This is a genomic window from Verrucomicrobiia bacterium, from assembly GCA_035946615.1.
In the GTDB taxonomy this organism is placed as follows: domain Bacteria; phylum Verrucomicrobiota; class Verrucomicrobiia; order Limisphaerales; family UBA8199; genus DASYZB01.
On sequence record DASYZB010000111.1, the window covers coordinates 14,656 to 37,220 of the forward strand.

Consider the following 22,565-nt stretch of genomic DNA (forward strand, 5'->3'; position numbering starts at 1 on the left):
ACCATCCTAGTAGCCCGCGTTGGAATTGGCCAGAATCTCTTGCGGCGAGTTGATAACAGTGCTGCCGGTTTGCTACCCTGCGGGCGTGGGACGTCAATGGTTACATGCCAAACGGGCGGTCGCCTCGATGAAAAAGGCGCAAGCGACCGGCAAGCTCGTGCGCGAAATCATGGTGGCCGCCAAAATGGGCGGCGCCGACATCGAGGGCAACGCGCGCCTGGCGGCAGCAGTCGAAAAGGCCCGCAAAGAGAGCGTCTCGCGCGAAGTCATTGAACGGGCCGTCAAAAAGGGAGCGGGAACCGGTCCGGAAAAACTGGTGATGGACCATGTGGTCTTTGAAGGTTATGCTCCGCATAAGGTCGCGGTCATCGTCGAGGTTTATACCGACAATGTAAACCGCACCGCGCCCGAGGTTCGAAACCTTTTCCGCAACAAAGGCCAGCTCGGCACGACCGGCAGCAATAAGTTTCTCTTCGACCACACCGGCATTGTGGAGGCCGGCCACCCCGGCGTGAACGTCGATATCGAAGCGGCCGCCATCGAGGCCGGCGCCAACGAAGTCCTGCCCCTCACCCGTGAGCAAAACGACGATATTCCCGAGGGATACGCGGGCGCCAGGTTCCTGACCGACCGGACCGCTGTCCACACTGTTTCCAAATGGCTTTCACAAAACGGCTGGACTGTGGTGACGAGCGAGATCGGCTACATCGCAAAGAACTATCCCGAGCTGACAGAGTTCCAACGAGCCGAGGCCGGCGAGTTTTTGCAGGCGTTAGAGGACCACGATGACGTGCACAGGGTCTGGGCCGCGCTCCGGTAAACTGGCTGATGGTCCCGCCTACGCTCCTTTTATCTGCGAGGACCGTGGGATGGATTACACACTGAGGGAGCACGCTTTCAGCGTGCGAGGACGCCAAAGGCGTCCCTCATACCAGCCCACGGCAATGCCGTGGGAAACGGGGTGCAAAGTGGATATGGTTGCAGGCCAACGGCCTGCTTTATAGATGACTCTATGAGGCAGGCTGTTGGCCTGCAGGCGGAGTGTTGTTTTCTCTTCCCAGGGCGCTGGCCGTGGGCTGGTTTAAGCGAGGCCTTTGGCCTCGGACCCCGCTGAAAGCGGGGTACCTCCCCTTCGGAAGGGGAGAGGAAGAAGAATCCGCAGATTAAAGATGGAGTTCATGTCAGGGACTCCTCAAGTAAATCATTTCCACCACGCTGTTTTTGATTTATAACGCCCGCCCATGCTCAAAGCCCTGACAGAGTTGATTACGCGGTTGGTGGAATGGTATCGAGGCGCCCTGGTGAGCGGCGGATACCCTTTAGTGGGCTTGCTGATGGCTATCGAGAGCTCGATTCTGCCTGTGCCAAGCGAGGCGGTCATCCCACCCGCTGCGCACCTGGCTTACACTGGAAAAATCCCACTCACTCTTAGCGGGATTGTGATTGCGGGCATGTTAGGGTCCTGGCTGGGCGCGACGGCGATGTATTGGGCAGCCCGGCTCGGTGGGCGTCCGCTCCTGATGCGTTACGGACGTTACGTCCTCATCACGCCTGAAAAAATTGAAGGAGCTGAACGTTGGGCATCGCACTATGGTTCGGTCGGAATCCTGATTTCCAGGCTGATGCCCGTGGTGCGCCACTTGATAGGCATTCCGGCAGGCATCGTGCGCATGAGCTATAAGGCCTTCTCGCTCTATACCCTGTTGGGTTCGGGGATTTGGTGCTCTGTGCTTTGTTATATTGGCATCAAAATGGGCCAGGATGAGCGCCTGTTGCGGGGCGAGGTCAAACACGTTTCACTCTGGCTCGGTGGAGCGGTTCTGGTGCTCGGGGGGATGTATTACGCCTTTGTGCATCGTCACATGAAACGCGACGCCAAGTTGCCGGAGTCCACGACAGCGGGCGGTAAACTGGGATAGCGTTGGAGTAATCGGTTAGTGACGGCGGGCGCTGCCGCCTAAAGGCGGCGTTCCGCGCGTCCGGAACGCCGGCTTCAGCCGGCAGCCCCGCAGTCACTGAGGCATTACGCGTTGGACTGCGCATTGGGTTGAGATTTCCCCCTCATTGCAGCCGACCTGGGACTTTCAAACATGCTCGGAGGCATTTGTCCTGGACCAACTTCTGTGCGAGACTGGCGGCAAATAGATGAAGACAAACATGATTTTATCGGCAGCCCTGCTGTTGGGCAGCATGAGCGCCGGTCGTTCGCAAACCAAGATTATGCAAAACTCAACCAATCTGACCGAAACCGCCACGCTGGGCGGCGGTTGTTTCTGGTGTTTGGAGGCCATTTTCCAAATGCTGCCCGGAGTCAAATCCATCGCCAGCGGATATGCGGGAGGGACAAAGGCCAACCCGACTTATCAAGAGGTCTGCACCGGCACGACGGGCCACGCTGAGGTCATCCAGATTCAGTTCAATCCGCAGCTCATCAGTTACGAAAAAATACTCGATACTTTTTGGGATGTGCACGACCCCACCACGATGAATCGGCAAGGACCCGACTCAGGAACTCAGTACCGGTCCATCATTCTTTACAACAGCGAAGCTCAAAAGGTGGCAGCCGAAAAGTCAAAGGCGGATGCGCAAAAGCATTTTGACCAGCCGATTGTGACGCAGATCGTTCCACTCAAGGCCTTCTACAAAGCCGAGAAATACCATCAGGATTATTTCCGCAGCAACCCCAACCAGCCCTATTGCCGGGCTATCATCCGCCCGAAGGTCGAGAAGTTCGAGCACAAGCTTCAGGAAGCCAAGCCGTAGGATAAGGGCTGGTTAAGGGCTGTGCAGCAATTGGCCGGCTTTGGCGAGGGCTTCGTTGAGTTTAGAAGAGTCTTTACCGCCGCCGCGGGCATTGTCTGGCCGCCCGCCGCCTTTGCCGCCGACAATCGGGGCAATGGCCTGGATGATTTTGCCAGCTTGGACTTGCTTGGCCAGCTCGGGTGAGACGGTTGCCACGAGGGCCACGGCCCCGTTCGAGGCGCTGCCGAGCACCACGACCCCTTTGAACTGGCTTTTGAGCGAATCCGCAACGGCCTGGAGGAAATCGCCATCGCCTGTTCCGAGGTTCTCGATAATGGCTTGGGTCGAGCCGAAGGTCTGGGCTTTGGCGCTCAGGCCGCGCGCAATCTCGGCGGCTTGCTTTTGTTGCGCAGCCTTGAGTTGTTTCTCCAATTCTTTTTGCTGGGCAAGCAGCGATTCGATTTTCTTTTCCAGCTCGTTAACGGGCGAATTGACCTTGCCTGAGAGCGTTTTGATAAGCTGCAATTCCTGGCTTGCTTTCCTATAGGCCTCCAGCCCGGAGACCGCTTCGATGCGCCGGATGCCGGCTGCAATAGCGGATTCAGCAACAATTCGAAACAGGCCAACCTCGCCCGTGGCGCGGGTATGTGTGCCGCCGCACAGTTCCATGGAATAACCGTTCAACGCCCCTGTCCGCCCGCCGATTTGGACAACCCGAACCCGCTCGCCGTACTTCTCGCCGAAAAACTGCATAATATCTTTGCGGGACTTGGCCTCCGCATAAGGGATTTCCGTCCAGCTTACGGGCGCATTTTCCAGGATGCGTTCATTGACGAGTTTTTCGACATCGGCGACTTGCTGAGTAGTTATCGGCGCGCTGCTGAAATCAAACGTGAGTTTCTCAGGGCCGACGTAAGAGCCTTTTTGAACTGCATCGGGGCTGACGACTTCGTGCAGGGCCCAGTGCAAAAGATGCGTCACGGTGTGGTGGCGTTGGATGGCAAAGCGGCGCGGGCGGTCCACGGTCAGTGTCGCCTCCGAGCCAATGGCCGGCGCATTTGCATTGCGCGCCTCTTGTGGTCCATTTTCGCCGAGAAAATGCAACCATGCGCTGCCGGCCTTTTGCGTGTTCGAAATTCGCCAAAGCTCAGCCCCGGAGCTAAGCTCGCCTGTATCACCGACCTGACCGCCCATCTCGGCATAAAGCGGGGATGCATCCAGGATGACGGCGGTTTTGTCTTTTATCTCGAGCACTTCAAGCACCTTGCCGGGGGATTCCAATTCGTCATAACCGACAAACTTCGTGGGCGTGGTCGTTTCGACCTGGGAAAGTTCGATGACTTGTTTCTTCTGGGCGGAGCGGGCGCGCGCCTTTTGCTCTTCCATAAACTTGTTGAATCCTGCCACATCGACGGTGAGGCCGCGCTCGCGGGCCATCAACTCGGTGAGATCAAGAGGGAAGCCCTGCTCGTCATAGAGCCGGAACGCGAAGGCGCCAGAAACTTGCGCTCCGCCGCCTTGCTGGGGAGCGCGCCCGCCCCGAGCGCCGCTTGCCGTGAGCCGCGCGACTTCCTTTTCAAACAGCTCGATGCCGTTATCCAGCGTTTTGTTAAATGCCTCTTCCTCGCGCTGGATGACTTCTTCAATATGCTCTTGTTTGGCGCGCAACTCGGGGAAGACATGCCCCATCGTGTCGGCCAAGACGGTGGTGAGCTTGTAAAAGAACGGCTCGTGAAAACCTAACGACCGGCCATAGCGCACCGCGCGGCGCAGGATGCGGCGCAGCACATAGCCACGGCCCTCGTTTGAGGGGAGAATGCCATCAGCAATAGCGAAGCTGAGCGCGCGGATGTGGTCGGCAATGACACGGAAGGCAATGTCTATTTTAAGCTGAGGATTCCTCGCGTAGGCGAGCAAATCGCTTCCTTGTTCGGAGCGTCCATGGCCGGGCAGCGAGCTTTGGTATTTCTCCCCGCTTAACTTCTCGATGCGGTCGAACAACGGCCTGAAGATGTCCGTTTCGTAATTCGAGATAACCCGGTTGAAATCGGTAAAGTTCCTCGTGTTTTGGATGATACTGGTGACCCGCTCGAAACCCATGCCGGTATCGACATGCTTGGCCGGCAGAGGCGAGAATGTTCCATCCGGGTTGGCATTGAATTGGATGAAGACCAGGTTCCAGATTTCGATGCACTCGGCGGCGCCCTGGTTGACCAACCGGCCTTTGGTATCCCCTTGCGGGGTGAGATCGACATGGATTTCGCTGCACGGCCCACACGGGCCGGTATCGCCCATCATCCAGAAATTGTCCTTCTTGCTGCCGCTGACGATGTGGATTTTGGGGTCGAATCCTGCGGCACTGAATCGTTCGGCCCAGATATCATATGCCTCCTGGTCAAAGACGCTGGGGTCGCTCTTGCTTTTATCCGGCGAATAGACGGTCGCATAGAGACGGTTCTTTGGAAATTGCCAAATCCCTGTGACCAGTTCCCAGGCCCAATCAATGGCCTCTCTTTTGAAGTAATCGCCAAAAGACCAGTTGCCCAGCATCTCGAAAAAGGTGTGGTGATAGGTGTCGAGCCCGACATCTTCCAAGTCGTTGTGTTTGCCACCGGCCCGGATGCATTTCTGCGTATCGGCTGCGCGGGTGTTGCTGCCCGGAATGGCGCCAGGCCATTGGGACACATCCGGCGGGCGTTGGGCGAGAAAGATGGGGACAAACTGGTTCATGCCCGCATTGGTAAACAGGAGATTGGGCGAATCGGGCATCAGACTCGACGAGGGCACGATGGTATGCCCCTTCGATTTGAAGAAATCGAGGAAAGACTCTCTTATCTGGGCGCTCGTCATGAAAGCCAATTTAAACGAAAAAACCCCCAGGAGCACTGAGATTTTTAAAAATTGAAGCTGTAGCCGAACTTGCCGGGTTCGACCTGAAAGTGCGTGACAACTTCAGCGAATATCCTGGTTTGTTCGGGTGTTAAGAGGGCTTGGGTTTCCGTCTTGAATTGTTCCATAATCTGTTTGGCCGCGTCAGCGGCCTGCGGTGCTGGCGTCTCCTTCGAGAGACCTTTTTGCTTGGCCTCTTGCTGGATTTTTTGCATCACGCCGTACACCGCGTTGAACTGTTGCTCATCCAGATTGAGCGCTCCATAGAGCAAGCAGGCTACTTCGTCGATCATCTCATTGGATTGAAGGTCCTCGGATTTGCCCATATCGTATTGTTTGGCGGCCTTCACCAGGTTAGGGAGGTCCTCCAGGGCCTTCGTCCGGGCCGCTTCGAGGGCGGATTTTTCATCCGTTGAAAGCTTGCTGTCATCCTCCTTCGAGAGTGCCCCAATGCGGCCCATCCGGCCAAAAGCGGCCCAGACGTGCCGTTGCGTGGGATACTCGTTGGTTGGGTTCAAATCCTTGGAATTGGCTTGCTCGACCAGTTCCTTGTACAGGGCGGCGCTGCGCCGGGCCTGTTCGCGTTCCGTTTGCAAGCGGGCCTTGTCGGTATTGGCCTTGCTGAGCGCGAGGGACAGTTGGTCGTTCTGAACCTCCAGCCCTTCGACCTTGGTTTGGAGGGTAGCGAGGGCTTTTGCCTTCGCCTGGTTGGAGGGTGAGGTGAGTTGCTGCTGGAGTGTCTTCACCTGGGCACGAAGGAGGGCGGCCTGGCGGGCCTGGTAGGTTCCCACTCCAATCGCGACGGTCAGGGCTGTGGCGATGAGGGTCTTTTGCAGGGTGGTCATAGCAAGGGCCTTTGCGGGAGTTGAGGTTATGAGAGTGCCGACGGCTGTGCCCGCCACCGCTGCCGAAGTGGTTATCGAGAGGGCCAAACCCGCGGGCGCAGCCTGGACGGCGTTGGGCGCGATGAGCACAGCGAGCCCGCCAGCGCCGGCAGTGACCCCGCGTTTGGCAAGCAATTCGCGCAGGTGGTCCACCGCGCGGCTGACGCGCTTTTGCGCCGCCTCTTGGCTCGTGCCGAGGGTCTGGGCTATTTCGTCCGCCGATTTGCCCTCGAAATAGCGCAGCAGCAGCGCGTCTCGGTCCGTTTCGCTCAATTCGCCCAGGGCGGCGTCCAACTGCGGGTCAACCTCATCCCATGGGGCGCCGGGTGCGGTGGAAAGCAAATCATTCATGACAGCGGCCTCCTGTTCGCGGGCGTGGCGGCGCACTTCTGAGCGGACGGTGTTGGCCGCAAGGTTTTGGGTCGTGCGATGCAGCCAGCCGGATAAGACCGGGTGACTTGTGAGTTGCCCCGCGCTGCGCGATAGGGCAACAAACACGCCTTGCGTCACGTCTTCGGCGAGGTGCGCATCCCGGACCATGCGCAAGGCGGCGGAATAGACAAGGTCAACATGCCGCCGCACCAGTTCGCCAAAGGCCGCCTCCGCGGGGTGCTCGGCATATTCGCGCAACAATTCCAGGTCAGTCAGACCATTCATTCATTAGATAGTAACCGCCGCCGCCCAAAGCGGACAAATCCATGCAGGTTCGAGGGGTTCAAGCGTCGGGTTTGGATCGAGGTCCTCCGGCGTCATCGATGCCTTTGCATTTCCAATATGCAGCCTCATTTATGTAATAAAACCTTATTGACCAACAGTTTGTCAAGGTTTATCATATTGGTGTGGCGTAAAGGATTAACTCCAATTTGACGCCAGTTATTTATTCAGCGAGGTCTGACGCGCATGATTGGTGATATACGAAAGCATTTAAGAGCAACCCCCTTCGAGCCATTCACGATTGTGACCAGCAGCGGGAGGCGCTATGCGGTTCCCAGTGCGGATCATGCCAACTCCAATCCCCAGGGGACCCGCGTGGTCGTGTGGTTCGATGATGATACCAGTGTCACGATTGCAGGACTCCACGTCTCGGCCATTGAGGTGGGGAAGCCTTCGGGTGACGGAAACGGCGGTCAATCCGCTTGAGCGAATACCGAATTCATAGGCGTGCAAATGGTGGCGGTCTGATCATGCCTCGACTGCCAGTTCACACCAAAGGATTCAACAAACCTGAGGGACGCCAGTTCCACAGTTTAAGAGATTCTTTTGGCGACGTTTTGGCTGATTCCAGTTTGGCTTGACATTTGCTCTCAATTCGCTAGACCATTGGCTTTGGCCAGCCACTCCGGCGGCGTCGAGCGCTTCGCGAGGCTTTTCGGAAGGGCCAAAGCCGCAGTTGACTATGAAAGTTCGCGCGCCTGCTTTTACTTTAATCGAGTTGCTGGTGGTGATTGCTATCATTGCCATCCTGGCGGCTTTGCTGCTTCCAGGGCTGGCGCGAGCCAAGGCAAAAGCCAAGGACATCGCCTGTATCAATAATCAAAAGCAAGTCGGGCTGGGCTTGCGGATGTGGGCCAATGATCAAGGAGACAAATACCCCTGGTGCGTGAGCTACGATAAAGGCGGCAGCATGGGGTCGGCAGACTGGACGGACCATTTCCGGGTCTGTTCGAACGAATTGGTGACCCCAAAAATCCTGGTGTGTCCAACAGATTCCGCCAAGCAGCCGGGCACTAATGGGTGGGGCCCCCTGCGAGGCGACTTCAACATCAGCTTTTTCGCCGGCACGAATTCGCTCGATGCCAAGACGTTCAATGTTCTCATAGGCGATCGTAACGTGCTGGGCGGTGGCGGGGGGCTCGACCCGTCCTGGAGCGTGTTTCTGGGGACCTCGATTGATGCCGCCTGGGACCGGACACTGCATAATTTGCGCGGCAATCTGGGCATGGGCGACGGAAGCTCGCGCCGCACCACGACGCCAATATTGCGAGACGTGATTAGCGCCCAAATCGCCTCGGGGACAACGAATGTAGTGTTCTCCAAACCGCGTGGAGTGCTTTGAGCTGTCGTGTTTATGCATTCCCCGCAGGTAACATGAGCGGCGGAAAGGTCATGTCGCCCCGCCTGCTCCAGCCGATGCGCGACCCTTAGCCGATTTTAATGCGAGACAGCAGAATAATGTGCATTGGCGCGACCCTGGTTACGCTGGGGGCGATTGCTGTCATTGGAGTCGAACTGCAAGGGGGCTTGCCACCGCGGTTTAATAGCAAACCGCATGAGGCGGCCGGATGGTTCTTGGCACAGCAGGCACTGGGCCTTTTGCAGCCCGGTGGCCGCGTGATAGTCATCACTCGCGACACAACGGCTTTCAACAACCCGGCCACAGATGTCCAACTAGACAGCTTCCGAAAGGCGCTGCGCCGGGCCCATGCTACCTTGGGTCGTATTCATCTCTTGCAGGTGGACCCCTTACGGCCAGTTGAAGTACCCTCGGGGGACTTCGTCGAATTGATCCGGGCCACGCCCAAGGGCAGTGTCATCGTATCGTTCATGGGTCCGCCAGTGCTCACCGAGGGACAACGGCGGCAATTGGGTGACATCAAGCCGGCCATCATTGCCTTTTGCCCAGGTGAGCTGCCTGAATTGGTAGATTTGCGTGTTCTGTTCGCGCAAGGTTTGCTGCAAGCTGCCGTCATCAGCCGCACCCAGGGAATTGCAGCCGGTTCGCCTCCGCACGACATGCAGGGCTGGTTTGATCAGGAGTTTGTTGCGATTACGGCCTCCAATGTAGCTGGGTGCTACTCAGAGGCCGGGCTATGATGCAGTTTCTGAAAACCGAACCTCAAGCATTCACCATAACGGACTTGCTGGTGCTGCTGGCCGTTTTGAGCGTTCTGGGCGCGATTGTCATCGGGCGGCTTGAAAGCGGGCGCCAGCAGGCTGCACAGGTGGTTTGCGCGGGCAACCTGGGCAAAATCGATCGGGCCATCCTGGATTACGCAGCGGACAATGGCGGGCTGCCGGACACATCGCCAAGCGATACACGGAACCTCTGGTGGTCGTACAAGGAACAAGTCAAACGTTACCTGGGCCTCACAGCGCCATCGAGCGCCAAGGACACCGCCTTTGCCTGTCCTCAGGACCGGGGCTACTCGGAACCCGTGCCTTTTCATCTGAGCTTCCGGTTCGATTTCAACAGCTACGTTTACAACGGGGTCACATTGCCCGGCATGCCAAATATTGCCGGCCTGCAACTTTCCGGCGTGAAGCATCCCCGAAAAACTTTGCTGGTCATGGAGTGGACAGCGCACGCCCCTCTGTCCTGGCACAAAAGCAAAACCGGAAAAGAGAACATGCCGTTTTATTGCGATGCGCAAAGCGTGGCGGGTTTCGTGGACGGCCACGTCGGCCTGACCAGGATTTATTATGATGGTTACAACGCAGCCTATACTCGAGACCCAATCCCCGGCTATGATTACCAGTACAGCGCAAGGTGAACTGAACGAAAATAATCTCCTGCCAAGCAATGGATGGCTCTGGAAGGCGCGCCAGCGTCTTGGACTGCGGCAGCTCTCTGCCGCTTTTGCCGGCATGGCCGGCCGTATGAGTTCCACGAGGTTTCCTGCCCGTTTGCTCTTTGTCTGCCTGTGGGCGACGGCCCTCTGTAAAACCCAGGCGACAACCGTTCTGGGCCCATGGGTGCCTCTATTCAAAGCGGTGGATTGGGCGGTAGGGACCAATACCCCTGACGGGACAAGCCTGCCCCACCTGCAGGTCGTCAACGCCCTCCGAGTGGACCTGACGGACCCCGATGTGCGGATGTTCGCAACGCCGAGGACGACGAATTACGTGCTCAATTTATATGAGACCGGCGGACTCACGACTACAAATTTCCTCACGACCTACACCCCGCAGCTCGTGATAAATGCCAATAATTTCCATGACCCCAACACGCTCGATTCTCCCAGCTATACCCTTCCCCAATGGACCAAGTTCGTCGTGACTGGGGAATTGATGACCACTGGCCAGGTTGTGTCCGTGCAGGAAAGTGCGACCGATGCCGGGACTTTCATGTTCACCGCATCCAATCAGCCGACGTTCATCCCAACAAATTGGCCGCCAGCTTCAACCGCTGGGCAGTACACTATCGTTTCCGGGCTTTACGCGGTCCTGGTCAACGGTGTCAACATTGCTTACCCATACACCAACAGCGTGGATTTTGTTCATCAGGTTAACCCCCGAACTGGTTTCGGGCTCTCGAAGGACCGGCGTTATCTGTATATGCTGACCATTGACGGACGGCAGTCAGGCTACAGCGATGGGGCATGGGATTGGGAAACGGCAGATTGGCTCGCGCTGGTGGGGGCCTGGGACGGGGCCAATATGGACGGAGGCGGTTCGACCTGTTTGGCAATCCGCGATACGACAGGCCATGTGGTGGAACTCAATCATGACAGCGCCTCGGCTTCTTACAGGGTCGAGCGGACGATAGGCTGTCATCTGGGCTTTTTTCTCAAACCGGTCCCTGCCTTCATCAATGATGTCTCGGCCCTGCCCGACGATACGGCAGCCACGGTCACCTGGACAACTCTGAGTCCTGCGACGACCCAGGTGCAATACGGGCCGACAACCAACCTGGGGTTTTCGACGCTATTATACTCGGCTCTGGTCACAAACCATGCTGCTTTGCTCACTGGGCTTGCTCCAGGCACAGGCTACTACTTCAAAGTCCTGTCCTCTACAGGCGGGAATCCCTATGTCTCGTCGAACTTCTTTCTGATTACGTCGAACTATGCCGTCACAAATGCCATGTTCGATCTGACCAATACCTGGCAATACGACACAACCAATCTCGATGGAATCAACTGGACCTCACCTTCCTATGATGACTCAGCCTGGGACGGATCGGGACCGGGAGTGCTGTGGGTGGATAACCGGGGGCCAAACGCGGCGATTTATGTGCCGCTGAATACTGAGATGCCACTGGACCCAGCAAGCGGCTATCCGTTTCGCACCTATTATTTGCGCACGCATTTCACTTTTACCAATAATCTATCCGGCGTTTCGCTTTTGTTTCAGGATTTTATTGATGACGGCGCCGTGTTTTATCTCAACGGCACTGAAATCTACCGATTGCGAATGGCTGCTGCGCCTGCGCTGATTCAAAACTCGACCTTAGCGATAGGTTACCCATGCAGCGGCGATGCAACTTGCCCGGATAATTGGGCTGTGACAGGCCCCCTGACAACCAACCTTGTCAATGGCGATAACGTGCTGGCTGCCGAGGTGCACAATTACAATGCCCTCAGCCCGGATATCACCTTTGGCCTCTCGCTCGCCATCACCCTGCCGTACGTTTCGAATCCGCCTCTTGGCATCACCGTCTCGAATGATACCGCGAATCTGAGTTGGACCCGCGGCGGCTTTACCCTTCAACAAGCCAACAGCCTGGCAGGGCCATGGACGGATGTCCCCGGGCCAATCGTCAGCAGCCCCTATGTGACTGGCTTCTCAAATCTGGCGACCTATTTTCGGTTGAAAAAGTAGCGTGGGTTGCGTGCCCTCTATGATGGAATCTCACATGAGGAACTTAAACATCAAACCATGCTTTGCTATCGTGCTGGCGCTCGGCCTTTGCGCCTCAGCGCGCGCGCAAACCCTCAATATCCAGCTCACAGACAGTCTGGCCGGCGTGGGCAAGAGGTTGTCCCGCGCGTATATGGAGGGACATCCCGGGCTAAAGATACAGACAACTGCAGGCAGTCTCGAGGCCGCCCTTGACGCGCTTGACCGCAAAGAGGCGCCGATCATTCTCTTGCCTCGGGCTATCCGCTATAAGGAGGCTCGGGCGTGCCAGGAGGCCTTGGGCAAGCGCCCCGATGAATACAAAATCGGCGTAGAAGGTGTCGCCGTTTATGTCAATACGGCCAATCCGGTGAAGGCGCTGACCTACGAAGAACTTGAGGCGGTATTCACAGGCAAATACACGAATTGGAAGCTGGTAGGTGGTGACGATGGCGCCGTCAATGTTTACAGTCAAAACACCAATGCGGCCTGGGCCGAGTTGTTTCGGGATGAGGTCCTTAACGGCAAACCGGTTGTCGTATCTCAAGTGACTGCTCCCGCTGGCGCAGAGCCAACACAGGCGGTTGCTTCAGATAACCAAGGCATCGCAATAGGGCCGCTCGCAAAGTTGCAGGGCGCCCGCCCACTCGAAGTCAAGCGGGTCGTTTCCTCAACGCCTGTGGAACCTAACCAGGAAAACATTTCAAACCGGATTTATCCGATTACTCGTTACCTCTATGCATACGTCGGCCCGCTGGGCACGGAACCGAGGATGACCGCCTTTGTGGAGTGGATTCGAAGCGAGGCCGGCCAGCAAGTGATTCAGCAAGCCGGCTTTTACCCGCTCCCAGCTAAGTTAAGGAGTGGGCGCTAGACCCAATGTGTTTCAGGAAAACCCTGTCTTTTCAATGTCTCATTAACACCTCGCTTCAGCGAGGTGTTTGCCGGCTGAGGCGGCGCCCAAACCGTTTCAAAGGTATGTCCTAACCGTGCGTACAAGCCCGGCCATTTCCTTTTTTCTTGGGCTGCTCTTGAGCCAATGGCTGCTTCCAGCAGAAACCGCGACGAGATCGGATCGGCCTGGCGACAAATCAAGTGCCTCGGTTCAGATTGAGCCCCCAAGTGGCTACCAGAATTCACCCTTTTCAATTACCCTCTCCAGTCCCGTTCCGCGAGTTGCAATCCTTTTCACCACAAACGGGACGGACCCCGACCTGAAAAGCGGAATTCGGTATCAGCATCCCATCTCTATTAAGGGGACCACCATCATCCAAGCCGCGGGATTCCTGGACGGGGCGATTGTTGGCCGAGCGACTGCCAGGACTTACCTGTTTATTCCGGACATTTTGCGGCAGCGCGGCGATCAATTCCCGGCCAACTGGGGCACCAATGGCGGGCGGGCTGTTCCAGCATCCTATGCCATTGCCGAGGACACCGCGCAAGAACCCGCCTCCCGAAGCGCATTTGTCGAAGGAATCAAATCGCTCCCCACACTCTCGCTTATCGCGGACCCGGAGAAGCTGTTCGGGGGCGGGCACGGGATTTACTCCCATCCGATGGAACGGGGGAGCGCGTGGGAATGTTCAGCGGCTGTCGAGATGGTGGATTCTAACGGCGACTCCGGGTTCAATACCATTTGCGGTTTGCGAATCCACGGCGCATCGAGCCGCAGCCCGGAAGAATCTCCCAAACACTCCTTTCGGTTGCGCTTCAGGCGCCGTTACGGATTGGGCGAGCTAAACTTTCCTCTTTTTGGAAAGGAAAAACCGGCTGAGTTCGACACCCTCATTCTCCGGGCTGGCAACAATAACTCATGGCTGCACAGCGACGGGACCGAGCGGCAACGGGCCGATTATCTCCGCGACCAATGGATGCGCGACACACTGCGGGCGATGGGCTATCCAGCGCCCCGCGGCGCGTTCGTTCATCTTTACCTCAACGGGCTGTATTGGGGCGTGTACAATCTCTGCGAATCACCCGGGCCTGGCTTTGAAGAAAAAGGAAAGGCCGGCTATGATTTTCGAAAAGGAGCCAAAACCAAAAGCGGCGATGCCTCCGCCTGGGAAACGGTGCTTGAGCTTGCCAATTCCGGTTTAACCGATGAGCGCAATTACCAATCGATCACAAACCAGGTCGATCTGGCCCAATTCGCTGATTTCATGATACTTAATTTTTATGCCGGCAACACCGATTGGGACCGCTCTGCCAATTGGTACGCCGTCCGGCCCCGCGCGCCCGCGGGCAAGTTCCGTTTTTTTGTTTGGGACGCCGAGCGGTCTCTCGAAGATTTGCATGCCAATACCTTGGGTTTCGATGATGACGAAAGCCCGGCGCGCCTTTTCCAGCGGTTATCAGAAAACGACAATTTCCGCCGTCTATTCGCAGAGCGGGTGCGTCAATGGCTGCTTGGCGATGGCGTTCTGGCGCCGGGGTCGGCGGCTGAACGCTATCGAATCCTGGCGAGAAACGTTGAGAAAGCCATGGCTGCCGAAGCGGCGCGTTGGGGCAATTATCGTCGGAGGGTTGACCGTTATAAGACCGGCCCGTATAAATTCTATACGGTGGCCGGCGACTGGCAGCCGGAAGTCGATCGGCTCCTGACGCAATACTTTCCCCAAAGGACTAGCATCGTTCTCGACCAATTCAGAGAGCGGGGGATCTTTCCAGTTGAAGCAGGTTTGGACAAGTGAAATTCGACTGCGCTTCTGACTCACAAACGCGTACAGGGGTGTAAAAAATATATCTGGACGAAAATACATTACTGGTCTAATGTCCAGTATGAATGTTGATGGCGTTGGCTAAAGGCCATTGCTCAAAGTCAGTTCTCATACCGGAGGGATGGCTGAGAATAGCCCAACGCTTCAGCGTTGGGGAGACGTTGGGAAAGGATTTTAGTCCCGGAGGGACGGCTGACTGGAAGGCGCAAGTGTGCAGGTTCAGCCGTCCCTTCGGGACTAAAGGACTGCGACATCCCTCCCCAACGTTGAAACGTTGGGCTATTCTCGGATGTCCCTTCGGGACAGCCCGTCGCTGGTTTTGATTATGCAACGCTTCGGAAACCTGCGCTACGACTGTCGACTCATCCCGCGTATTGGCGGTGGTGAATGGCGGCAATCGTCCGTGTAAATTCAAATCAGACCCCTTATGAGAGCTCTCACCAATAAGCAAAGACAGATTCTGGAATTTATTCAGCGAAAGCAGGATTCGGAACGGCTTACGCCCACCCTGCGCGAGATTGCCGCGCATTTCCGCTTTCGCAGTCCCAATGCGGCGCTGGCGCACGTTCAGGCCCTGCTGGTCAAAGGGGCGCTGAAAAATCTGCCCGGGCGCGCCCGCTCGCTGCAAGTGGTGAACCCGCATGGCCCCAAGGACCAGCCTCGGCCCCGAGTGGTATCCATTCCCATCTATGGCTCGATCCCCGCCGGCCTGCCTCAGGATGCCGCCCAGGAGGAAGAGGGCTGTGTGCTAATCGACGTAAACACTTTAGGGATTAAACCGAGCGCCCGAACCTTCGGCCTGAAGGTCCACGGCGATTCGATGATCGGCAAAAATATTGTCGATGGCGACATCGCCATTATCGAGCATGGGGTGCAGCCGCGTCCGGGCGACGTGGTGGCCGCTCTAATCGATGGGCAGGTTACGCTAAAAACGTTCCTCATGCAGCGAGGCAAACCCTATTTACGGGCGGAGAATCCTCGCTACCCAAACCTGATGCCCCGAGAGGAATTGCAGATTCAGGGGGTGATGATGGCGCTGGTGCGCAGGCGCAAATAACAATTCCAAAACCCCGACTGAAAAACGCCAGAGGACTGGCGCAGTCCAAGACGCTGTCGCGTTGTCCAGGACCGGGGACTTGAAATTTAGAGAATCGATTTTTATGACTCCGTGTCGGTCCATCGTGCATTTGGATGCCGATGCCTTTTTTGCCTCAGTCGAGCAGGCATCCGACCGGCGGCTGCGGGGCAAACCCATAGCCGTCGGCGGAGAAAAACGCGGCATCATTGCCTCGGCTTCGTATGAGGCGCGCCAGTTCGGCATTTACACGCCCATGCCTACTGCCCTGGCGCGCCGGCTGTGTCCCAAACTGGTGTTGTTGCCCGGCGACTTCGAGAAATATGAGCTCTTTTCGCGCCTGATGTTTTCGTATGCCTACGATTTCACGCCGGATGTCGAGGTGGGCTCGATTGACGAGGGTTACATCGACCTGACCGCCACCCGCAAGCCGGCGGTGAGCATCGCCCAAACAATTCGCGGTGCGATTTGCCAGGCGCTGAGGCTCTCGGTCAGTGAAGGCATCGCCGGCAACAAACTCGTCAGCCAGATTGCTTCCAAGCTCAAGAAGCCCTCCGCCTTTGAGTTTGTGCCGAATGGAGGGGAGGCGCAGTTCCTGTCGCCCCTGGCCAGCCAGTGGCTGCCTGGGGTCGGGCCGAAGACCTCGATTCAACTCACCGCGGCCGGCCTGGCGCACATTGGCCAGATTGCGCAAACGCCCATCGACCTGCTAAACCTGCTGGTTGGCAGTCAGGCCCCGCAGTTGCGCCGATTCGCCCGGGGCATCGATGAACGGCCAGTCATCTCGATGCGCCCCGCAGCCAAATCTTACGGCGAGCAGGAGACATTCGCGGCCGATACGACCGATGAAGAGTTCCTGGACGCTACCTTGCGGCGGATGGCCGATAAGCTCATGGCCAAAGTACGCGAGGACGGCAAAAGCATCCGCACAGTAACGGTGAAAGTCCGTTACAATGACATGGATGAAGAGCAAGCGAGCGAAAGCCTCATCGAACCCACCGCCCTGGAAACTGAAATTTATGGAATGATTTCGGGTCTGCTTCGCAGGGCCTGGCGCCGGCGGGTCAGCCTCCGGCTTGTCTCGCTCAAACTGGCTAATGTTTATGATGGCCGCTTCGGCGAGGAGTTGGTTTTGGACGGTTCCGCCCGCCAACACATGGCCCGGCAACGCCTGGCCGGCACCTTGGACGAGTTGCGCCAAAAATATGGCCGTGGCGTGGTCCTGCGCGGTCACGATTTTATTCTTAAAGTAGCGCAGGCATCCTCGCCGGCGGGTTTGGGCGGCGTCTCGCCGCACAAAAACCAGGCGAAACGCCTGGAAACCCGCAGGCGAGACACCTGCGCGGGTGTCAATCGCCCTGAGACAACGCCGCGAACGAGCTTTTCTCCCGGGCCGGAGCTCCGGTTTCGCGTGGAATTGAAATCTGCGGCTAATGCCATGCCTCATCTCGGATACAGTATCCGCCATCACGCGCCCCGCGCCACACAGCGCTCCTGCATCCCGCTCAATATTCACAGCTACTATTCCTTTCTTGATTCGACCCTCTCCATCCGAGCCATTGTCGAGTTGGCTAAACGCCATGAACTGCCGGCCATTGCCTTAACCGACAAGAACAACCTGCACGGCGCGGTAGAATTCGCGCAGGCGGCAGCCGAGGCGGGGATCAAACCGATTATTGGGGCTGAACTCAACTGGCGCGGCCATCGCGTCTGCCTCTACGTCCAAAACCAAACCGGCTATCGCAATCTCTGCCGCATTTTAAGCCGTGCGGGGAGCGCGCCTGCCTCCGATTTTGCGCCTCACACCGATGGTCTTTTGGCCGTAAGCGCCAATCCCGCTCTGGCTTCTTTATTTCCAGGCCGTTTTTATCTCGAAATCAACAGCCTCGAAGCTTTTGAATCCGTCAGCCTTCTTGCCTTGCCCTGTGTGGCATCATTGCCAATTCATTACGAACTGCCTGCGGACCGTTGGAAATACGATATCGTGCAAAGCATCCGCACGCTGACCCTGCTGCGGCAGCAACATCCCGAAAAGCGGCTCGATGGGGATTATCATTTCCGGCCCGACGCCGAAATGCAGAAACGGTTTGGCGCGCACCCGGAACTGCTCGCACACAGCTTTGAAATCGCCGAGCGCTGTTCGTTTGAATTTTCACTCGGCAAACCGCAGTTCCCCAGCTACTCGCCGGACGGGTCCGCCCCAGCCGCTTTTCTGCGGCGTCTGGCGCTCGATGGGCTCGAGCGCCGTTACCCCGACAACCACGCCGCCCTCCGGCCGCAGCTCGAAGAGGAGTTGGCGATCATCATGGATGTCGGTTACGAAGAATATTTCCTGGTGATGTGGGATATCCTGCAGGAATGCCACCGCCGGGGCATCGAATGGATCACCCGCGGCAGCGCAGCGGACTCGCTTGCCTGCTATTGTCTTGAGATCAGCGGTGTATGTCCCATTCGGTTCGATCTCTATTTCCGCCGCTTCCTCAATAAAGAGCGGATGGCGCTGAACAAGCTGCCGGATATCGATGTCGATTTCCCGCACGACCGCAAAGATGATGTAATCGATTTAATCTTCGAAAAATATGGTCCGGGGCACACAGCGGTGGTTGGCGGGTTCTCGACCTTTCAATCCCGGAGCGCCTTTGCGGAGGTGGCGAAGGTCCTGGGTGTTTCCGAGCATCAGGTGCGCCGATTGACCGAGCGGCTGCCCCATTTCTCGAGGGCCGGCGAGCTGGTTGAAACCGTTGCCAGCACGCTCGAATGCCGCGATTTGCCCCTTGACCAGGAGCCTTACTCGACCGCGCTGCGCATGGCCCAGTTTCTGGATGGGTTCCCCCGCTATCCAAAAATGCATCCGTGCGGCCTGGTCCTCTCGCGCCAGGCAATAGATGAAATCACTCCCTGCTTCATTTCCGCCAAAGGCTATCCTGCCACGCATTTTGATATGGATTCGGTCGAAGCGGTCGGCCTGGTTAAAATGGACATCCTGGCCCAGGGCGGCCTGGCTGTGATGCGGGATGTGATGGGAAATTGCCGCGAAAGAACGCATGGAACGCAAAGAAGCGAATCTGGAACTGAACGTCCTTTGCCATCGCATGTGCCGCAAATCTCTTGCGACCCGCAAACAAGCCGAACACCTATAGAGCAAACGAGCGCCTCACCTTCAGATTCTCTGCGTTCTTTGCGTTCTTTTGGGGCCCCAATTCCAATTTCGGCTTTGCCCTCAACCTCCGGTCCGTTTGATGATCCCAAGGTCTGGTCGCTGATTGCCAGCGGCAATGCCCGGGCCGTTCATCACATTGAAAGTCCCGCCATGATCTCCCTCTGCCGGATATGCAACGTGCGGGACATCGATACCCTCATTGCCATTGTCTCGGTTATTCGCCCCGGCGCCGCCAATGAGAGCAAGAAAATGGAGTTCGCCCGGCGTTACCAGGGTCTCAGCGCGGCGCATTACCCGCATCCATCGCTCGAACCATGCCTGCGCAGCACTTACGGACTGGTGGTCTATGAGGAGCATATCCTGCAAATCTGCGAGGCCTTTGCCGGCTTGCCACCTGGGCGGGCCGATATCCTCCGGCGGGCCCTGGCCAAAGACAAAACCGAGCTGATTGCGCAAATCCAAATCGAGTTCGCCAATTGCGCCCGGCGCCTTGGTCGCGCCGAAGCGGAGATTGCCGAAGTCTGGGACCTGGTAGCCGGCTTCCGCGGCTATGCCTTTTGCAAGGCGCACAGCACGGCCTATGGAGTCGAGGCCTATCAATCGGCCTGGCTCAAGCGGTATTACCCTGCAGAATTTATGGCCGCTGTCCTCACCAACGGCAAAGGTTTCTATGACGCGCTGGTTTACATCCTCGAATGCCATCGGTTGCGCATCCCGCTGCTGCCGCCATCCATCAATGAACCCGGCCCTCAGTTTACGGTGACGCATCCCCCTCGTCCTCGATTTTGTGATGGTTTCGAGGATGAGGACGAGAACCAGAACCAAAATGATGGGAGGGGACGCGGTAAAACACGTTCTACTAAAAAAATCCGCGTCCCCGTCCTGCAGGTCAAGGGCCTCACCACCTGCACCAAAGAAGCTATCCTCCGCGAACGGGCTCTGGGCAAGTTTTCCTCGCTGGCCGATTTCTTGGCGCGCGTCCAACCGTTGCCGGAAGAAATGGAGGCCTTGATTCGCGTGGGCGCGTTTGATGAGTTCGGCCAAAGCCGGACCGCGCAATATTGGCAATTCAGAACCAATGTGGCACGCAATCTGGCAACCGCTACGCCGGCGCGCGCCCACAGCCAGAATACGCCGCGTAACGCGATAGCGCGCCTGCCAAGGCATCACCAACCCTGGCTGTTGCCTCCCGGAGACATCGATCGCTTGCCTTCCGTTCCATTGGCCGAACCCGGGCGCCTCGAATGCCTGCGGGCTGAAGAGGAACTCCTGGGTTACCCGGTGAGCGGTCATCCGCTTGAGCTATTCCCTGACATCGCCTGGGAGACTTATTGCCCCGTCAACCGCCTGGGCAATCATCTGGGTGAACAAATCGTTACCTGTGGCCTGGTCATCGAACAGCGCCTCTTTCACCAGGTCACCGGTGAGCCGATGAAGTTCCTTACCCTGGCAGACTGGACCGGTGTGGTGGAGACCGAACTCTTTGCGCGCACTTACCGGTCCTATGGCCTGAGCACGATCCGCTATCGCGTCCTGGAAATCACCGCCACAGTCGAGCCATTCGAAAACGGGCGCGGTTATACCTTGCGCGTGCTGCGGGCGGGGCAACCGAGGATAAAGAAGAAATAGGCCACAGTCCCAAACGCCGGCGCGGGCTGCAGGGCGTCCGGCTACTGCTGATGCAGCCTGAAAAAGGCGGCGCCAGCAGTAGGATTGTTCGTCAGAAAAAAACTGTTCCCCGATTGGACCACACCATTGGTCGCCGGAGTCCAAAGGGCCGTAGCGCCTGCCACAGCACTCGTTTCCAGCACATAATTGGTCGCCGTGGCGGGCCAGGAAAGGATGAGCCGGTTTCCCGCCCTTATGGCCGTCAAAACCAGGCCCCGCTGACCAAAACGGATGGTGTCGTTATAGGTGTCGGCGATAAAAAGATTTCCGCTCGAATCGGTGGCCAAACCCTCGGGTTGGTAAAAGAGGGCCAGATTACCGACCTCATCGGTGCTGCCGCTGATTCCGGGCGCGCCGCCCAGGGTCCTGACGATCCAATTGGTCCCAATCGGCGTCACCTCGCGAATCGTATCGTTGTATGTATCCGCCACGTAAAGATTGCCTGCGGTATCCACCGCCACGCCAAACGGATACTCGAAAGAGGCGCTATGGTTTGTGCCGTCAGCGCTGCCGGCGAACCCGTGCAATCCGGCCACAGTGCTCACGACCCAGTCATTGCCTGAGGGCGTCACAGAGCGGATAGTCGAATTGTAGGTGTCCGCTACATACAACTGGTCCACCCCTGTGACCGCAATGCCATACGGAAAATTGAATTGCGCGGAATTATTCGTGCCATCAGCGCTGCCGGGCGCGCCAGCCAGACCAACCGGGGTCGTCACATTCCACCCTCCCGCCCCTGGGCTGACCTCGCGAATCGTGTGATTGTAGGTATCCGCCACAAACAGATTCCCGGCGTTATCGACAGCCAAGCCGGAAGGATAATAGAAAGAAGCTGCGCCGCCCACGCCATTGGCGCTCCCGCGCGCCCCTGGCGAACCAGCGATGGTGTTCACCCACCAATTTGTGCCGGTTGAAGTCAATGTGCGGATCGTCTGATTGTAAGTGTCCGCCACATAAACTGTGCCGGCGCTATCGACCGCTACACCGTAAGGAAAGAAAAAGCGCGCGGAACTGCCCGGGCCGTCATTGGTGCCGGTGGCGCCTGCCAACCCGGCCAAGGTGCTCACAACCCACCCATTGGCCGATGGGGTCAACTGGCGGATCGTATGATTCAACGTGTCCGCTACATAGATATTGCCCGAGGAATCCACAGCGATGCCGGCGGGCTCATGAAGACGAGCGTGGCCGTCTATTCCGTTGGTGAAGCCAGCCTGTCCCGCCAGGCCGGCCAGGGTCGAGAAGGCGTAGGACTGTCCTTGCGTATCAAACGCGCTGCATAAAATGCAGCCCGCCAGCGCCGCGATAGAAACGAAACTCCTCATGAAGAAACTCTCGATCAGCTACCGTTTTGAAGGCGAGGGCAGCGGCACGGTCTCGCCGGAGGTCTTCGGGTTAGTGTGATAGACCGCCGGTTTCAGACTGCGCAGGGGATCGATTTTTGCATAGTGCCGATGGACGGCAACCGCCACCAGGACAGTCGTAACAACCACCAAGGCCCCTACGACTGCAATGCCCTTGCGCCAATCCACCTTTGAAAGCTGGAGCATCAGCAGGTCCAGCACGCCCCGCGGCGGACCCGAGAGCGGTGGCGGCTCGGCAAATTTTTGGGTCTGGCCCAGTTCGGCATCCAGACTGGCCATGATTTGGGGCACGTCCAGCTTCAGCAACGTCGAGTAGGTTCGTACGAAACCGCGGATATAAACCGGGGCGGAGAAGATGTTAAAATCCCCTTTTTCGAGCGCCCGGAGGTGGTCGGAGCGGATTTTGGTTATTTCCGCCACTTGCTCGACGGTGAGGCGTCTGGCTTCGCGGGCCTGGTGCAGTTGAGCGGCAACAGTGGACATGACAGCAAACTTGTAACCTTTGGCCTG

Annotated in this window: 17 protein-coding genes; 12 read left to right on the plus strand and 5 right to left on the minus strand. The window is 57.5% G+C overall.

Annotated elements, in window-relative coordinates:
• Positions 1-25 precede the first annotated feature (25 nt).
• From VG146_15950 to msrA, 3 genes are all read left to right on the plus strand, one after another.
• Positions 26-820, plus strand: coding sequence for a YebC/PmpR family DNA-binding transcriptional regulator (locus VG146_15950; protein HEV2393846.1), 795 nt, complete (start codon positions 26-28; stop codon positions 818-820).
• A 421-nt stretch (positions 821-1,241) separates the two neighbouring features.
• On the plus strand, positions 1,242-1,919 hold the full coding sequence (locus VG146_15955; protein ID HEV2393847.1) for a DedA family protein: 678 nt from the start codon (positions 1,242-1,244) through the stop codon (positions 1,917-1,919).
• Positions 1,920-2,220: 301 nt separating this feature from the next.
• The gene (gene msrA / locus VG146_15960) at positions 2,221-2,763 is read left to right on the plus strand and encodes a peptide-methionine (S)-S-oxide reductase MsrA (protein HEV2393848.1); all 543 of its coding nucleotides are present in this window, start codon (positions 2,221-2,223) and stop codon (positions 2,761-2,763) included.
• A 12-nt stretch (positions 2,764-2,775) separates the two neighbouring features.
• Here the strand turns inward: msrA and alaS are convergent, their stop codons facing one another.
• From alaS to VG146_15975, 3 genes are read right to left on the minus strand one after another with little or no spacing between them, the layout of a single operon-like run.
• The gene (gene alaS, locus VG146_15965) at positions 2,776-5,592 is read right to left on the minus strand and encodes an alanine--tRNA ligase (protein HEV2393849.1); all 2,817 of its coding nucleotides are present in this window, start codon (positions 5,590-5,592) and stop codon (positions 2,776-2,778) included.
• 44 nt (positions 5,593-5,636) lie between these two features.
• A complete protein-coding gene (locus VG146_15970; protein HEV2393850.1) occupies positions 5,637-7,172 on the minus strand; it encodes an RNA polymerase sigma factor in 1,536 nt (511 codons plus the stop codon).
• Positions 7,173-7,175: 3 nt separating this feature from the next.
• Positions 7,176-7,301, minus strand: coding sequence for a hypothetical protein (locus VG146_15975; protein HEV2393851.1), 126 nt, complete (start codon positions 7,299-7,301; stop codon positions 7,176-7,178).
• Between the two features lie 114 nt (positions 7,302-7,415).
• Between VG146_15975 and VG146_15980 the strand changes: the two genes are divergently transcribed.
• The 9 genes from VG146_15980 (at position 7,416) to dinB (ending at position 20,655) form a co-directional block, all read left to right on the plus strand.
• Positions 7,416-7,655, plus strand: coding sequence for a hypothetical protein (locus VG146_15980; GenBank protein HEV2393852.1), 240 nt, complete (start codon positions 7,416-7,418; stop codon positions 7,653-7,655).
• A 256-nt stretch (positions 7,656-7,911) separates the two neighbouring features.
• The gene (locus VG146_15985; GenBank protein HEV2393853.1) at positions 7,912-8,571 is read left to right on the plus strand and encodes a prepilin-type N-terminal cleavage/methylation domain-containing protein; all 660 of its coding nucleotides are present in this window, start codon (positions 7,912-7,914) and stop codon (positions 8,569-8,571) included.
• A gap of 98 nt (positions 8,572-8,669) precedes the next feature.
• On the plus strand, positions 8,670-9,329 hold the full coding sequence (locus VG146_15990; protein HEV2393854.1) for a hypothetical protein: 660 nt from the start codon (positions 8,670-8,672) through the stop codon (positions 9,327-9,329).
• A complete protein-coding gene (locus VG146_15995; GenBank protein HEV2393855.1) occupies positions 9,326-10,006 on the plus strand; it encodes a hypothetical protein in 681 nt (226 codons plus the stop codon). The genes VG146_15990 and VG146_15995 overlap by 4 nt, the downstream gene beginning before the upstream one ends.
• Positions 9,936-12,056, plus strand: coding sequence for a phosphodiester glycosidase family protein (locus VG146_16000; GenBank protein ID HEV2393856.1), 2,121 nt, complete (start codon positions 9,936-9,938; stop codon positions 12,054-12,056). The genes VG146_15995 and VG146_16000 overlap by 71 nt, the downstream gene beginning before the upstream one ends.
• 34 nt (positions 12,057-12,090) lie before the next feature.
• A complete protein-coding gene (locus VG146_16005; protein ID HEV2393857.1) occupies positions 12,091-12,948 on the plus strand; it encodes a substrate-binding domain-containing protein in 858 nt (285 codons plus the stop codon).
• Positions 12,949-13,063: 115 nt separating this feature from the next.
• Positions 13,064-14,764, plus strand: a complete 1,701-nt coding sequence (locus VG146_16010; protein HEV2393858.1) for a CotH kinase family protein — start codon at positions 13,064-13,066, stop codon at positions 14,762-14,764.
• Between the two features lie 454 nt (positions 14,765-15,218).
• The gene (gene lexA, locus VG146_16015; protein HEV2393859.1) at positions 15,219-15,848 is read left to right on the plus strand and encodes a transcriptional repressor LexA; all 630 of its coding nucleotides are present in this window, start codon (positions 15,219-15,221) and stop codon (positions 15,846-15,848) included.
• A gap of 103 nt (positions 15,849-15,951) precedes the next feature.
• Positions 15,952-20,655 carry a DNA polymerase IV gene (gene dinB / locus VG146_16020; GenBank protein HEV2393860.1) on the plus strand — a complete coding sequence of 1,568 codons (4,704 nt, stop codon included), beginning with the start codon at positions 15,952-15,954 and terminating at the stop codon, positions 20,653-20,655.
• 41 nt (positions 20,656-20,696) lie between these two features.
• Here dinB and VG146_16025 read toward each other — a convergent pair whose 3' ends face one another.
• Both VG146_16025 and VG146_16030 read right to left on the minus strand, forming a co-directional pair.
• Positions 20,697-22,016, minus strand: a complete 1,320-nt coding sequence (locus tag VG146_16025; protein ID HEV2393861.1) for an NHL repeat-containing protein — start codon at positions 22,014-22,016, stop codon at positions 20,697-20,699.
• Positions 22,017-22,034: 18 nt separating this feature from the next.
• Positions 22,035-22,538: a helix-turn-helix transcriptional regulator gene (locus VG146_16030; GenBank protein HEV2393862.1), complete on the minus strand. Its 504-nt coding sequence runs from the start codon at positions 22,536-22,538 to the stop codon at positions 22,035-22,037.
• Between the last annotated feature and the right edge of the window lie 27 nt (positions 22,539-22,565).

What these genes read in the sequence shown, in the direction of transcription:
- VG146_15955 (HEV2393847.1), top strand. Translation starts at nt 1,242, where the DNA reads ATGCTCAAAGCCCTGACAGAGTTGATTACGCGGTTGGTGGAATGGTAT.
- msrA (HEV2393848.1), top strand. Translation starts at nt 2,221, where the DNA reads ATGCAAAACTCAACCAATCTGACCGAAACCGCCACGCTGGGCGGCGGT.
- alaS (HEV2393849.1), bottom strand. Translation starts at nt 5,592, where the DNA reads ATGACGAGCGCCCAGATAAGAGAGTCTTTCCTCGATTTCTTCAAATCG.
- VG146_15970 (HEV2393850.1), bottom strand. Translation starts at nt 7,172, where the DNA reads ATGAATGGTCTGACTGACCTGGAATTGTTGCGCGAATATGCCGAGCAC.
- VG146_15975 (HEV2393851.1), bottom strand. Translation starts at nt 7,301, where the DNA reads ATGAGGCTGCATATTGGAAATGCAAAGGCATCGATGACGCCGGAGGAC.
- VG146_15980 (HEV2393852.1), top strand. Translation starts at nt 7,416, where the DNA reads ATGATTGGTGATATACGAAAGCATTTAAGAGCAACCCCCTTCGAGCCA.
- VG146_15985 (HEV2393853.1), top strand. Translation starts at nt 7,912, where the DNA reads ATGAAAGTTCGCGCGCCTGCTTTTACTTTAATCGAGTTGCTGGTGGTG.
- VG146_15990 (HEV2393854.1), top strand. Translation starts at nt 8,670, where the DNA reads ATGCGAGACAGCAGAATAATGTGCATTGGCGCGACCCTGGTTACGCTG.
- VG146_15995 (HEV2393855.1), top strand. Translation starts at nt 9,326, where the DNA reads ATGATGCAGTTTCTGAAAACCGAACCTCAAGCATTCACCATAACGGAC.
- VG146_16000 (HEV2393856.1), top strand. Translation starts at nt 9,936, where the DNA reads ATGATGGTTACAACGCAGCCTATACTCGAGACCCAATCCCCGGCTATG.
- VG146_16005 (HEV2393857.1), top strand. Translation starts at nt 12,091, where the DNA reads ATGAGGAACTTAAACATCAAACCATGCTTTGCTATCGTGCTGGCGCTC.
- lexA (HEV2393859.1), top strand. Translation starts at nt 15,219, where the DNA reads ATGAGAGCTCTCACCAATAAGCAAAGACAGATTCTGGAATTTATTCAG.
- dinB (HEV2393860.1), top strand. Translation starts at nt 15,952, where the DNA reads ATGACTCCGTGTCGGTCCATCGTGCATTTGGATGCCGATGCCTTTTTT.
- VG146_16025 (HEV2393861.1), bottom strand. Translation starts at nt 22,016, where the DNA reads ATGAGGAGTTTCGTTTCTATCGCGGCGCTGGCGGGCTGCATTTTATGC.
- VG146_16030 (HEV2393862.1), bottom strand. Translation starts at nt 22,538, where the DNA reads ATGTCCACTGTTGCCGCTCAACTGCACCAGGCCCGCGAAGCCAGACGC.